Here is a 13101-nt window from a genome sequence, read left to right as displayed (position 1 = left end):
CGGGAATCCAGTCCCTTCCCGCAGCGAACCTATCGGAAAATCTGGATCCCCGCGTCCGCGGGGATGACGGTGGAAAGGCGCTCGGATGCTCGGTTTCGTCGGTCGATTCTCAAAGTTAGCGCCTATGCGCGGACGCGGGGATGACGGAAAAGTTCTTTTTCTTCCAGATACTTACCGCAACGCAAAATCTGTGCAAGCCGTAGCCCCAGCGGGGAGAGGGCGAAAAAGGCGCGGCGGGCTGGGCCATTCGCGCGGGCATGACGCCGGTAAAACGATCCCTTTACATCGTAAAACGATAGTTTTACCATCCGCCCATGGACAAGCGGACGGACATCATCGCGGGTGCCGCCGGCGCTTTCGAAGCCGAGGGGTTTCGGGGCGTCGGCATCGACAGGGTGCTGGCGCCGTCGGGTGCTTCCACCCGCACCCTCTACAAGCATTTCGGCTCCAAGGACGGCCTGATTCTCGCCGTCCTGGAGGAGCGGCACCGCGGCTTCGCGGAGCGTCTCGATGCCGCCGCAGCGGGCGCCGATCCGGTCGCCGCCCTGTTCGACACGCTCAAGGAATGGCTGGAGGAGCATGGCGCGCGGGGCTGCATGCTCTTGCGGGCGCGGGCCGAATATGCGGGGGCGAACGAGGAGATCGTCGGGCTCGTCCGCTGCCAAAAAAGCGAGTTCCGCCGCATGATCGAGGCCCGAACGGAGGCGGCGCTCGGACGGGCGGACGGACGGCTGGCGACCCGGATCTGGCTTCTGTTCGAGGGCGCAACGGCGGCGGCCAGCGTCGCCGATCTGTCCGTCATCGACGAAGCGAGGGATGCCGCCGTCTCGCTGGTCGATGAGGCGCGGAAGAACGCACGGTGAAGGGCGGCGGCAACCTCGTCGCCGCCGCCTTCGCGCTGACGGCCCTCTGCTATGGGCTGGCCCGCTTCGCCTACGGCCTGCTGCTGCCGCGGCTCCGGGAGGATCTGTCGCTCGGCGCGGTCGCCGCCGGCTGGATCGGCGGCGGCGCCTTCGCGGCCTATTGCGTCGGCGTCGCCCTCGCCCTGCTGGCGGGCGCGAGATGCGGGGAGCGGACCCTGGCGGTGTTCGCCGGGCTCGCCGCGACGGCTGGCCTGGGACTTGCGGCGCTTGCCCCGACCATGCCGCTGTTCGGCATCGCCATGGCCCTCGGCGGGCTCGGCACCGGCATCGCCTCCCCGCCGCTCGCGTCGGCCGTCGCGCGCGGGTTCGACGAGGGCGCACGTCCGAAGGCCAACGGCATGATCAACGCCGGCACGGCGGCGGGGATCGTGTTTTCCGGTGTCGCGGTCATGGGCTTCGCGCTGCCCTGGCGCGGCCTCTACGCGCTCTTCGCCCTGATCGGCGCGGCGGTCACGGTCTGGCTGTGGTTCGCGATGCCCCCAGGCGCAATCGGACACGCTGCCGGACACGCTGCCGGGCGCGGGACCGGCGGCGTTCCGCCGCGGCGGCTGGCGAGGCCCGGCCTCGCCGGCCTGTGCGCCGCGGCCTTCCTGATGGGTGCGGCCAGCACGGCGGTCTGGACCTTCGGCGCCGACCTGCTGCGCGGCGGGTTCGGCTTTCCGGAAGAGCGCATCGCGCTCGCCTGGATCGCGCTCGGCCTCGGCGGGCTCGCCGGCTCGGCCACGGGCCTCCTCGTGGCCCGCTTCGGGACCGGCACGGTTCACCGCGCGGCCCTTCTCGCCATCGCCCTCTGCCACGCAACGCTCGCGGCCGCGACGGCAGCCCCCCTGTTCGCCTTCGCGGCGATGGCGCTGTTCGGCGCCGCCTACATCGTCTCCAGCGGCGTCCTGCTGATCCGGGGAACGGCAATCCTCCCGGACCGCCCCGACCTGGGGCTCGGCATCTCCTTCCTGGCGATCGCCACAGGCCAGATGGTCGGCGCACCGCTCTTCGGCGCCCTGCTGGACGGGGTGGGCGCTGCCGCTTCCCTGTCGTCGTTCGCCGCGATCGCCTGCGCGGCGATGGTCTGGCCGGTCCGCCGCGGCAGCCCGCCTGCTCCGTGATCTCGCGGATCGGCCACCAGTTCCGGATGCCATGGTCGCCGTGATCGGGCACAAGAAAGCCCGCCTCCGGGATGGGCGGAAGCGGGCCAGTTTGCTGTCACACCCCCGAACTCTTCACGGGGGCGGGGTCAGTGTGCGCCCGATACAGCCGGTTACACATACGGAGAATGGTGATAGCGCGCATGGAAAAGCCCGCCCTCGAGGGGGGAGGAAGGGGGGCGATTTGCCTCCATGTCCATTTTTCCCGCCCCCGCCTCCTGACCGGTAAGCTGTTGATGATCTTTCAAAAGAGCTTCGATATCGTGCTCCCCGGGCATTGCCCGCGGTCATGACGATCACGGGCCGGCTGGTTCCGGGCGAACCCACCCACCCGCCGCGCCGCGCGCAAAAGCAACATTCTCAACCCGATCGTTTCCGACAGGAGGCCATGGTGAGCGCTCAGGAACTGCAACGCCTACGGAAGGACGCCGAAGCCGACCCCTCGCTGAAGGCCGAAATCGCCCGGGAACTCTCCCTGGCGGAGGACGCGGTGGCCGCCTCTGAAACGTTGAAGGCGCGGGGCTATGACCTGTCGGCCGATGAGCTTCAGCCGGCCACGGCGGGGGCCGGAGAATTGAACGACGACGCCCTCGACCGTGTGGTCGGCGGGACAGGCTCCACCCTGCCGCCTTTCGTGGGGATGGTGTTCTCGGATTACGCCCACGCCTGACAGGGCAGTCCGGCGGGCCATCACGCGAGCGCTCCCGCTTACCCCCGGCACCGCTCGCGCCAGGCTCCTTCCTCCCGGAGGGCGGAAGGAGCCTGGCCTCACGCGCTTGCCTTATCCCTACTCCACCCCGTGCTCCGGCTGCCCCTCCTCGTCCGCTTCCGTTTCCAGAAGCCGGCGGATGGACAGGGCGCCGCGCAGGACCTCCACATGCTCGCTGGCCTCCTGGGCGGCGGCATCCCATTTGGCGGCGGTGCGGGTCTGGCCGTTTGTACGGGCGTTGTCGGCCAGCTTCTCGAACAGCAGGAAGCGTTCGTTCTGCGTGCGCAACGCGACGTAGATGGCGCGCTCCAGCCCGCTGATCTGCTCCTCCGACAGGGCGTGGCTGCTGTAGGCGTGGCCGGTGTGGCAGCGGAAGCGCAGCAATGGCCCGTCCTGGATCTCCATCAGCCCGCCGCCGCATTCGGGACAGCTCATGCCGGAATCCCGGCCAACCGTCGGCATCGGCCCATTCATGGTGTCCGGCTCCATCTCCGATATCCGCGCTTCCACCCTAAGGCTCTCCGGAACGGCCGGCGAGGGTCCGGCCGGCTCCCCGGCGAGGCGGACGAGAAGGTCCGCGAGGGCCGGAAGCGACAGGCAATGGTCCACTTCGGCCTTGGCCAGCGCGTTGCGCGGCATGTCCGGCCATTCCGCGTCGGCGGGGTCCTGCACCACGGCGGTGCCGCCGCAGGCCTTCACGGCGCGCAGCCCGGCCGTCCCGTCGCCGAGCGTTCCGGTCAGCACCACCCCCACGACGCGGGCGCCATGGGAAACGGCGGCCGAGCGGAACAGGGGGTCGATGGCCGGACGGCAGCGGTTCTCCTGCGGGCCGCGGCGGATCAGCACCTGCCCGCCGCGCAGCAGCATGTGGCGGTCCGGGGGGGCGACATGGATGTGTCCGGGCCGGATCGGATCGCCGTCGCGGGGGTGGAAGGCGGGCAGCGCGCCGGCGCGGGACAGCAGTTCCGGCAGCACGCTGCGCGCCTCGGCGCTGACGTGCTGGGCGAGGAAGAGCGCGCCCGGGAAGGAGGCGGGAAGGACTGCGCACAGCCTCTGCATCGCCGAGACACCCCCGGCCGAAGAGCCTATGACGAAGATATCTCGTTTATCCAGGTCACTCTCCAGCCCGGCCTTGTGTCCCCCCACTTTGGGGAACCACGCATGAAAGAACTTGTTCCCGCTGTTGTCGGTGGGTGAAGCTTTCAAGCTGTGCCTTCTGCGGGGTGATCGGGACATATGGGTGAGGATTTGGAATCCCTGCGGCGACGCCTTGCCTGGCTTGAAGACGAGCGCGAACAGGCCCTGATCAACGACGAGACCCTTCGCGAGGAGATGCAGCGGCTCGCCGAGGAACGGAACCGGCTCCTGGCGCAAAGGCAGAGCCAGGCGGTGGAGCTGGCCCGTGCCCAGGCGCACGCGGCGATGCTGGAAGCCCGGATCGCCGCCATGCGGCACGGCTCCGCCAGCACCGGGCGCAGGCCGCCGGCCGATGTCGATTACAGCGTCCTGGCCGAGGAGCTTCAGACGACCATCGAGGAGCTTCAGGTCACCGCCGAGGAGCTGGAGGTCGCGAACGAACAGCTCCAGCGGCAGAAGGAGCTGCTGGAACAGCGGGTGGCGGAACGCACCGCCTCCCTGACCGAGGCGAACGAGGCCCTCGCGCGCAGCCAGGAGCTGCTGCGCCTCGCCCAGCGCAGCGCCGCGGCCGGCACCTGGGACTGGGAGGTCGAGACCGGCACCGCGACCTGCTCGCCCGAATATTACGACCTGTTCGGGCTCGATCCCGCGGCCTGGACGCCCTCGCCCGACGCCTGGATCCGGTCCATCCATCCCGGGGACCGGGACCGGGCGAGGCAGGCGCTGGAAAGCGCGGTCAGCACCCCCGGCCAGGAGGATTTCCTGGCGGAGTTCCGCATCCTCCACCCCGTCCGGGGCCAGCGCTGGATCATGGGACGCGGGCGCGTCTCCCGCGGCCGGGACGGGCGCGCCACACGCGTGACCGGCCTGTCGATCGACATCACCCGCCAGAAGGAGATGGAGCACGCCCTGCGCGAGGCGGTCATCATGGCGGAACGCGCCAACCAGGCGAAGACGCGCTTCATCGCGGCGGCCAGCCACGACCTGCGCCAGCCGATCCAGGCGGCCTCGCTCTACACCGGGCTGATCGGCTATCAGGCCAAGGACGAGGCGACCCGCGAGCTTCTGGGCCTGCTGCAGGCCTCCATCGACGGGCTGCATTCCATGCTCGACGGGCTGCTCGACCTGTCGCGGCTGGAGGCTGGCGTGATCGAGCCGAAGATCGCCGCCTTCAACCCGGACGACCTGATGATCCGGCTGGCGTCGGAATTCCAGGCCCAGGCCGAGCATGAGGGGATCGAACTGCGCGTGCGCACCTGCGGACTGGCCGTGCGCAGCGACGCCCATCTGCTGGAGCGCATCCTGCGCAACCTCATGGCGAATGCCGTGACCCACACGGAGGAGGGACGCGTGCTGTTCGCTTGCCGCCGGCGCGGCGGCCATGCGGAATTCCAGGTTTGGGACACCGGCCCGGGCATCTCCGAGGAACACCGGAAGGCCATCTTCGAGGAGTTTCACCAGCTCCACAACCCGGAGCGGAACGCCGCGCGCGGGTTCGGGCTGGGGCTCGCCATCGTCCACCGGCTGGCCCGCCTGCTCGGGCTGGAGCTGGGCCTTCGCTCCGTCGTCGGGCGCGGCTCGGTCTTCTGGGTCCGCGTCCCGCTCGCCACCCCGGCGGAGGCCGCGGCCATGGAATTGCGCGCTGGTCCCGCTCCCACCGCCGACCTCGCGCGCCTGCGCGGGCGCACCGTGCTGGTGGTGGAGGACGACCTGTCCGTCCGCAAGGGCGTCGTCATGCTGCTGGAATTGTGGGGGATGAACGTCGTCTCCTCCTCCAGCCGCGACGAGATGGCGGAGCTGCTGGACCACATCGAGGAGCGGCCGAGCGCGCTGATCTCCGACTACCGCCTGCCGGGCGGCCACACCGGCCGCGCCGTGGTGGAGATGGTGCGCGCGCGCTGGGACCTGCCGGCCATCATCATGACCGGCGACACCGGCCCCGACCGCCTGCGCGAGGCCGCCGCACTCGACTGCCGCCTGCTGCACAAGCCGGTGGAGGCGAACGACCTCGCCCGGACCCTGGACGAGCTGATCGCGAGCTGAGGACCAGCGGCACCGCATGGCTCGCCTTGACCTTAACACTCGCGGGAGCGGGCCGCCGCCTTCTCCCTCTCCCCGCCGGGGAGAGGGCGGGGCCCAGCCCGCAAGGGCTGGGAGGGTGAGGGGGCCGCGATTGCCGAACGCAAATGTCCCCCCTGCCCCCCTCACCCCGGCTTCCAGCGAATGCCAAGGGCATTCGCCTGCCGCCGACAGCGCAAACTGCGTTTGCGCGAGAGGCCCTCTCCCCAAGGGGAGAGGGAATTAGTCAGCGCCCATGCTCGAAAGCGGGGCTGACGGTTGCGCCTTACTTGTCCGCGTGAACACCGCGTCGCGGGATGCGTCCGGAAACATTGCCCCGGTGCGAAGTCCGCCCTAACATCCTCGCCATCAAGGGGCGGATTGCGTCCGGACGGCACTCCTTCGTTGTGCAGCGGCTGCACAACGCGCCAGTCCGGCGGACAGTGCCAAACCCTTGAAACTGCGCTGAAAACCGCCCCGAACGGGGCGTTGTGCAAAAGATGCTTTCAGCACAAACTGCACAACGCCGCACAACGGGGCCGTGCCGTGGCCGGCCTCATCCCTCTCCGGTCTCGTTCCTGTCCTCGGCGTTGGAGGCGGGCCGGATCCAGTCCTGCTCCAGGAAGCGGCGGAGCGTTTCGGCGCGCTCTCCGGCTTCGCGGGCCGCGTCGCGCCAGCGCCGGGCGGTAAGGGTCTGGTGCTTAGCTTCGGCGGCCGTGGCCATGCGCTCGCACAGGGCCGTGCGTTCGTTCAGGGTGCGCAACGCCACGCTCATCGCCTGCTCCAGCATGTCGAACTGGGCGGCGTCCATGTTCTCGGCGGCGAAGCGGTGCCCGATGTGGCAGCTGTAATAGGGCAGGGAGTCCACCGAGCTTTCCTTCATGGCCCCGCCGCAGATGGGGCAGCAGAGCGCCACAGGCTGATTCAGTTCGTATTCGCCGTCCATCCTGATCGTCTCCCTGGCGGTCGCGGTCGGCGGGACCGTTCCTTTCGCACGTGCCGACGTGACAGCGGAGGGCGGTGGTCCGACCTCCTGCCCTTTCGTCAACCGGACCAGAAGCCCGGCCATCCCGGAAACCGGAAGGCAATGATCCACGGCGACATGGGCCAGCGCGCTGTTCGGCATGCCCGGATAGAGCGCGTCCCGCGGGTCCTGCACCACGGTGGTACCGCCCCGGCCCTTGATCGCGCTGAGGCCGGCGGTCCCGTCGCTGAGCAGGCCGGACAGGATCACGCCGATGGCGGCCGGCCCATAGGCTTCGGCCGCGGTGCGGAACAGGGGATCGACCGCGGGACGGGTGCGGTTCTCCTGCGGGCCGCGCGACAGATGCAGCCGGCCGGGCGCGACCAGAAGATGGTGGTCCGGCGGCGCGACGTGGATGCGGCCGGGCACCAGGGGAGCGCCGTCCGTGGCGAAGACGGCGGGCAGCCGCCCGGCCCGGCCGAACAGCTCGGGCGCGGTGCTCGGCCGCGCGCCGATGTGCAGGGCGATGCAGACCGCCGCCGGCAGGTCGCGCGGCAGGCCGGCCACCAGTTCCAGGATCGCTTCCACACCGCCCGCCGAGGCGCCGATCACGACGATTGAGCCGAGTTCCATGCGGCATCAACAGGCCGCGGACAGGATCGTCCTTGCCGCCAAGTCCAAGCCCGCGCTTTTCCGGCGGCCTGCCGGGGGGCGGGAGCGGGGGCGAAAAAAGACCGGCCGCTCGCCCGTGAGGGCGAGGCGGCCGGCAGGGAAGGTGGAGCGTTCAGGGGAAACATGAAGCAGCCCCATGCGATGGGACCGGTCATCAGAACAGCGCCCGCCGCTCTCCGGCGCCCTGGTGCGGACAGGCTATCGCGGCGGTGCAGCAGGTCCGGCCATCGGCCTGCCATCGTGCATACCACCGCCGGCCGGGGAGGCGGCGGGGCTCCTCGGCCGGTATAAGGCGGCCGGAAAGGGGGCCGGTCCGCCCCGAGAACCTGTTTTCCCCATGACCGGCGGGGCGGAGATGGTGTGCTCTCTCCCGGTGTGCCTCCTGGTGGTGGCTCCGCCGCGCCGGTCGCCCCCGGCTCCGACCCGCTGGTCCGAGCCGGTCGTGGGGAATGTGGCCGGGACCGGACCGCCCACCGGGCCGCCCGCCTTTTCACGAAAGGGGTTCCTTCGGTTGTGACCCGACCTGGCGGACGCGCGAAGGCGCGTCCGTCTTTTCTGCATGGGCGCCGCCCTTCCATTCGGAGCACCCCGTCCGAGAACGAACATCCCTCGCCTTCGGCTGTTACTGTCTTCGTGGAGCAGGAAAAACGACACCGTCCTCAAGCAACAACAACGAACGGCGAGGCAATGACGGTACAACACGACACACGTTTCGCGGTCCAGCGCGACCGGGTCCCGGAGTCCCGCCGCGCGGACGCGGACGGCCCGCCGGAACTGCCGATCCTGCTCGTGGACGACCATGCCCTGATGCGGCGCGGGCTGGCGATGACCATCGCGACGCGCCTTCCCGGCGCCGTTGTGACCGAGGCCGGCAGCCTGGGCGAGGCGCTGGAGAAGGCGCGGGGGATGGAAGGGCTGGCGGCGGTCGTCTACGACCTGGGCCTGACCGACGCCGACGGCATCCCGGGCCTGCGCCATCTGCTGGACCGCGTGGGGCCGGTGCCGGTGGTCGTCATTTCCGCCTCGCCCGCCCCGGACATCGCCGCCGAATGCATCCGCGCGGGCGCCAGCGGCTTCCTGCCGAAATGGTGCAAGGCGGAGGTGCTGGAGCATGTGCTGCCGCTGGTGCTGAGCGGCGGCACCTACGCGCCGCGCGCCGGCGCTCTCAGCGAGCCCCGTCGGGTGCAGCCCCCGCCTCCGTGGCCGGCGCCGGCCGCCGCCCCCGGCGGCCATCCCATGCTCGGCGGCCTGACCGAACGGCAGCGGGAGGTCCTGCATCTGCTGATCGCCGGCGCCTCGAACAAGGAGATCGCCCGCAGCCTCGGCGTGCTGGAAGGCACGGTGAAGGTGCATGTCCGCGCCATCATGCAGCAGCTCAACGCCCGCAACCGCACCCAGGTGACGATGCTCGCCGCGCGCGCCGGGCTGCTGGGTCCGAACAACCCTACAGCCGATGGGGATATGCCGACCGGTTCGGCTTGATTGCCCCGACCGGGACACCACTTGGGACCGGACCCGTTGTTCTTTGCGAGGATGTCCTTCGCGAGAAGGACCGGAACGACCGAACGATAAGTATAACCGGGGTAAAGACCGTGAGGCTTCTCATCGTGGAGGACGACCCGTTGATCGGGCCGGCCATGAAAGCCGTATTGCAGAACGCAGGCCATGAGGTGATCGGACCGCTGAAGAACGCCGCCAAGGCCGTCCGGCTCGCCGGACGCGAACGTCCGGACCTGGCGCTGATCGACTACAATCTGGCGGGGGGCGAGAACGGAGCGAGCCTCGCCCGCACGCTCAAGGAGCAGCACGGCATTCCCTCCCTGATGGTCACGGGCTACGAGCACCGGGGCGACGAGGCCCGCGACGTGGCGCTCGGCTGCCTGCGCAAGCCCTTCCGACCGGAGGCGCTGACCGGCGCCGTGACCACCGCCGAGGAGCTGCAATCCGGCCTGCGCCCCACCGACGTGCCCCCGGCGCTCCAGCTCTTCAAGACGGCGGCCTGAGCCGCCGTGACCGGCGGCGGACTCGGGCGACGTGGCGGACCGCGGGGCGGGCGGTAAGCCGGAATCCCGCCTTGCCGCCGGGCGGGCGCCACCGACATCCTTGTTCCATGAGACACACACCGCTGACCGTCGCCCTGGCGCTGCTTCTCGCCGCCTGCGCGACGGAGGTCCGGGACGAGACGCCCGGCCAGGCCCGGACGCCGGCCCCCGCCATCCGCACCCAGTCCTACACGCCGGGCATCGGCGCCGCGCCCGCCCCGTCGCGGGCGGAGGCGGAGCCCGCCCGGCAGCAGGCCCAGAACGGTCAGAACCCGAACCGGGAACCGGACCGGCAGGCGCCCCGGCGGCGGGTCGGCAGCTCCTCCCCGGCGCCGGAGCAGGCGGTTCCCTTCATCACCACGCCGGGCCTGCCGCCGCCGCCGTCCAACAGGGATGCGGTGAACGACGCCAAGCGCGACCTGATGCAGCCCCAGCTCGACCGGCTGCGCGAGGCCGACCGCTTCAACCAGCTCGACCCCGTCGGCCAGCGCGACCTGCTGCTGCGGCAGCACGAGCAGAACACGATCGGCCGCTAGGAAGCGCTCCGTGAGGGCGCCTGTCAGTCGAGCTGCATGACGATGGCCTTCAGGTAGGCCGATTCCGGCAGGTGCGGGTGGACCGGATGGTCCGGCGCCGCCCCGGCGGAGCGCAGGATGCGGCCGGTCCGGCCCGCGTCGGTCAGGCCGCGCGCCACCTGCTCGGCGAAGGCCGGCGGGTCCACGTTGTGGCTGCAGGAGGCGCAGAGCAGATAGCCGCCGGGTGCGGTGATCCGTGCGGCCAGACGCGTCATCTTGCGGTAGGCGCGGCTGCCGGCGGCGAGGTCCTTCTTGGACTTCACGAAGGCCGGCGGGTCGGCGATGACCACGCCGAACCGCTCCTCCGCCGCACCCAGCCGCTCCATCTCCTCGAAGGCGTCGGCGCGGCGCGCCTCGAAGCGGGCGGCCACCCCGTTGGCCTCGGCGGCGCGGGCCGCGTTGTCGAGCGCCGCCTGGGAGCGGTCCACCGCCACCACGGATTCAGCACCGGCCAACGCGCACTGCACGGCGAAGCCTCCGTTGTAGCTGTAGAAATCGATGACCCGCGCCCCCTTCGCCAGCCCGGCGATGAAGGCCCGGTTGTCGCGCTGGTCGTAGAACCAGCCGGTCTTCTGCCCGCCCAAGGGATCGGCGAAGAAGACCGACCCGTTCTCCTCCAGCCGGATCGGCCCGTCGAGTTCGCCCTTGGCGAGGCGGTTCTCCTCCGCCAGCCCCTCCAGCCCGCGCTGGTTGCTGTCGTTGCGCAGGATGACCGCGCGCGGGGCCAGCACCCGGTCCAGCGCCTCCAGCAGCAGATCCATGCGCTGGTCGATGAAGGCGGAGTTCGCCTGCACCGTGACGACATCGCCGAAGCGGTCCAGGATCAGGCCGGGCAGCCCGTCGGCCTCCGCATGGACCAGCCGGTAGAAGGGACGGCCGAACAGCCGGTCGCGCAGCTCCGTGGCGGCGCGCAGGCGGCGTTCCAGGAAGGCGCCGTCGATCACCGCCGCCGGGTCGGTGGACAGCAGCCGGGCCGCGACCAGCGTGTGCGGGTTGAAGGTGAAGATGCCCACCGGCTTGCCGCTCGGCTCCAGCAGCCGCACCGGGCTGCCGGCGGGCAGCGCCTTGGCGGCGGCGTCCATCTGGACCTCGTTCGAATAGACCCAGGGATGGCCGTTCACGACGCGCTTCTGGCGGCCGGCCTGGAGGTGGATGGACGGGTATTTCACGGTCTTGTTCGCTTCGGTCCTGGTCGATTCGGTCATGGTGCCCCTCGGTCTTCGGCGCGCATCCTAACGGCTTCCGCCGGCCATGCAATCGGGGTTGGGGCGGGGAAGTTCCGGGAAAGCCGGCGAAGCGGCCTTGCGCTCGGGGATTGTGCGCAGCATCATCCCGCCGCATTCGACCGGGGGAGACACGTCATCATGCCGATCCGCTTTCCGCGCCTCGCGCTCGCCGCCCTTCTGCCGGCGATGATGGCGGTGCCCGCACCGGCGCAGGAGCAGCCCCGGAGCCAGCAGGCGCGCACCGACCTCGTGCTCGGCATGCGGCTGGAGCCGCCGCACCTCGACCCGACGGCGGGGGCCGCCGCGGCCATCGACGAGGTGACCTACGCCAACCTGTTCGAGGCGCTGACCCGCATCGACGCGGACGGCAAGGTCGTGCCCGGCCTGGCGGAGCGCTGGACCGTGTCGGGGGACGGGCTGACCTACCGCTTCACCCTGCGCGAAGGCGCGCGCTTCCACGACGGCACCGCCGCCGATTCGGCGGACGTGAAGTTCTCTCTCGACCGCGCCCGCGCCGCCGATTCGGTGAACGCGCAGAAGGCCTATTTCGCGGCCATCGACTCCGTGGAAACGCCCGACCCGCGCACGGTGGTGGTGAAGCTGTCGCGGCCCGACGGGCTGTTCCTCTTCCACATGGGAACCGGCGACGCGGCCATCGTCGCGCCGGAGACGGCGGCGGCCAACAAGCAGACCCCCGTGGGCACCGGCCCCTTCCGCTTCGAGGGCTGGACCGCCGGCGACCGGGTGGTGCTGGTGCGCAACCCCGACTATGACGGGCCGAAGCCGGCGCTGGAGCGCGTGACCTTCCGCTTCATCGCCGACCCGGCCGCCCAGGTGGCGAGCCTCCAGGCCGGCGACGTGGACACGTTCCCGCAGTTCGACACCTACGAGGCGCTGCCGCAGTTCAAGGACGACCCGCGCTTCACGGTGACCGTCGGCACGTCCGAGGGCGAGACCATCCTCGCCACCAACAACGGCCGCAAGCCCTTCGACGACGTCCGGGTGCGCCGGGCGCTGGCCCACGCCATCGACCCCAAGATGCTGATCGACGGGGTGCTGTTCGGCAACGGTGTCGCCATCGGCAGCCATTTCCCGCCCCACCGGGACGGCTATCTGGACCTGACGGAGCGCTATCCCTACGACGTCGAGAAGGCCAAGACGCTGCTGGCCGAGGCCGGCTACCCGGACGGGTTCGAGACAGTGCTGAAGCTGCCGCCCCCGGTCTACGCCCGCCGCTCCGGCGAGCTGATCGCGGCCATGCTGGCGGAGGTCGGCGTCCGCGCGTCGATCGAGCCGATGGAATGGGCGGCCTGGCTGGAAAAGGTCTTCCGCGGCAAGGATTACGACCTGACCGTCATCGCCCACACCGAGCCGCTGGACATCGACATCTACGCCCGCCCCGACTACTACTTCAACTACCGCAGCGAACGCTTCCTCGCCCTGGAGGAGGAGCTGAACCGCACCCAGGACGCCGCCAGGCGCAAATCCCTCTACGGCGAACAGCAGAAGCTCCTGGCGGAAGACGCGGTGAACGGCTTCCTCTTCATGCTGCCGGTCACCACGGTGCAGAAGGCCGGGGTCGAGGGCATGTGGGTCAACCGCCCGGTCCAGGCCAACGACGCCACCGCCGTGCGCTGGAAACCATAGGGCAAG

Annotated in this window: 11 protein-coding genes; 8 read left to right on the top strand and 3 right to left on the bottom strand. The window is 70.6% G+C overall.

Annotation, left to right across the window (positions count from 1 at the left end; genetic code table 11):
- The first annotated feature begins 314 nt into the window (after positions 1 to 314).
- The 3 genes from JUB11_RS20200 (at position 315) to JUB11_RS20190 (ending at position 2735) form a co-directional block, all read left to right on the top strand.
- Positions 315 to 863 (top strand): TetR/AcrR family transcriptional regulator, encoded by a 549-nt coding sequence (locus tag JUB11_RS20200; RefSeq protein WP_207460383.1) that lies wholly within the window; start codon positions 315 to 317, stop codon positions 861 to 863.
- Positions 860 to 2026, top strand: a complete 1167-nt coding sequence (locus tag JUB11_RS20195; RefSeq protein WP_207460382.1) for an MFS transporter — start codon at positions 860 to 862, stop codon at positions 2024 to 2026. Before JUB11_RS20200 ends, JUB11_RS20195 begins: the two co-directional genes overlap by 4 nt.
- Positions 2027 to 2354: 328 nt before the next feature.
- Positions 2355 to 2735 (top strand): Nif11-like leader peptide family natural product precursor, encoded by a 381-nt coding sequence (locus JUB11_RS20190; protein WP_207460381.1) that lies wholly within the window; start codon positions 2355 to 2357, stop codon positions 2733 to 2735.
- 117 nt (positions 2736 to 2852) lie between these two features.
- Here JUB11_RS20190 and JUB11_RS20185 read toward each other — a convergent pair whose 3' ends face one another.
- The gene (locus tag JUB11_RS20185) at positions 2853 to 3920 is read right to left on the bottom strand and encodes a chemotaxis protein CheB (protein WP_348771475.1); all 1068 of its coding nucleotides are present in this window, start codon (positions 3918 to 3920) and stop codon (positions 2853 to 2855) included.
- A gap of 90 nt (positions 3921 to 4010) precedes the next feature.
- Between JUB11_RS20185 and JUB11_RS20180 the strand changes: the two genes are divergently transcribed.
- On the top strand, positions 4011 to 5954 hold the full coding sequence (locus tag JUB11_RS20180; RefSeq protein ID WP_207460380.1) for a hybrid sensor histidine kinase/response regulator: 1944 nt from the start codon (positions 4011 to 4013) through the stop codon (positions 5952 to 5954).
- Positions 5955 to 6525: 571 nt separating this feature from the next.
- Here the strand turns inward: JUB11_RS20180 and JUB11_RS20175 are convergent.
- The gene (locus JUB11_RS20175) at positions 6526 to 7566 is read right to left on the bottom strand and encodes a chemotaxis protein CheB (protein ID WP_207460379.1); all 1041 of its coding nucleotides are present in this window, start codon (positions 7564 to 7566) and stop codon (positions 6526 to 6528) included.
- A 726-nt stretch (positions 7567 to 8292) separates the two neighbouring features.
- Between JUB11_RS20175 and JUB11_RS20170 the strand changes: the two genes are divergently transcribed.
- From JUB11_RS20170 to JUB11_RS20160, 3 genes are all read left to right on the top strand, one after another.
- Positions 8293 to 9087, top strand: coding sequence for a response regulator transcription factor (locus JUB11_RS20170; protein WP_207460378.1), 795 nt, complete (start codon positions 8293 to 8295; stop codon positions 9085 to 9087).
- A gap of 110 nt (positions 9088 to 9197) precedes the next feature.
- A complete protein-coding gene (locus tag JUB11_RS20165) occupies positions 9198 to 9608 on the top strand; it encodes a response regulator (RefSeq protein ID WP_207460377.1) in 411 nt (136 codons plus the stop codon).
- Positions 9609 to 9715: 107 nt separating this feature from the next.
- Positions 9716 to 10183 (top strand): hypothetical protein, encoded by a 468-nt coding sequence (locus JUB11_RS20160; RefSeq protein WP_207460376.1) that lies wholly within the window; start codon positions 9716 to 9718, stop codon positions 10181 to 10183.
- A 23-nt stretch (positions 10184 to 10206) separates the two neighbouring features.
- On the opposite strand, the gene JUB11_RS20155 is transcribed toward JUB11_RS20160, so the two are convergent.
- The gene (locus JUB11_RS20155; protein WP_207460375.1) at positions 10207 to 11427 is read right to left on the bottom strand and encodes a class I SAM-dependent rRNA methyltransferase; all 1221 of its coding nucleotides are present in this window, start codon (positions 11425 to 11427) and stop codon (positions 10207 to 10209) included.
- Positions 11428 to 11586: 159 nt separating this feature from the next.
- Between JUB11_RS20155 and JUB11_RS20150 the strand changes: the two genes are divergently transcribed.
- A complete protein-coding gene (locus JUB11_RS20150) occupies positions 11587 to 13095 on the top strand; it encodes an ABC transporter substrate-binding protein (protein WP_207460374.1) in 1509 nt (502 codons plus the stop codon).
- Positions 13096 to 13101 lie beyond the last annotated feature (6 nt).

The sequence above is a fragment of the Azospirillum sp. SYSU D00513 genome (genome assembly GCF_017356015.1).
Taxonomy (GTDB): Bacteria; Pseudomonadota; Alphaproteobacteria; order Azospirillales; family Azospirillaceae; genus Azospirillum.
This window is presented reverse-complemented; position numbering and strand designations above follow the sequence as displayed.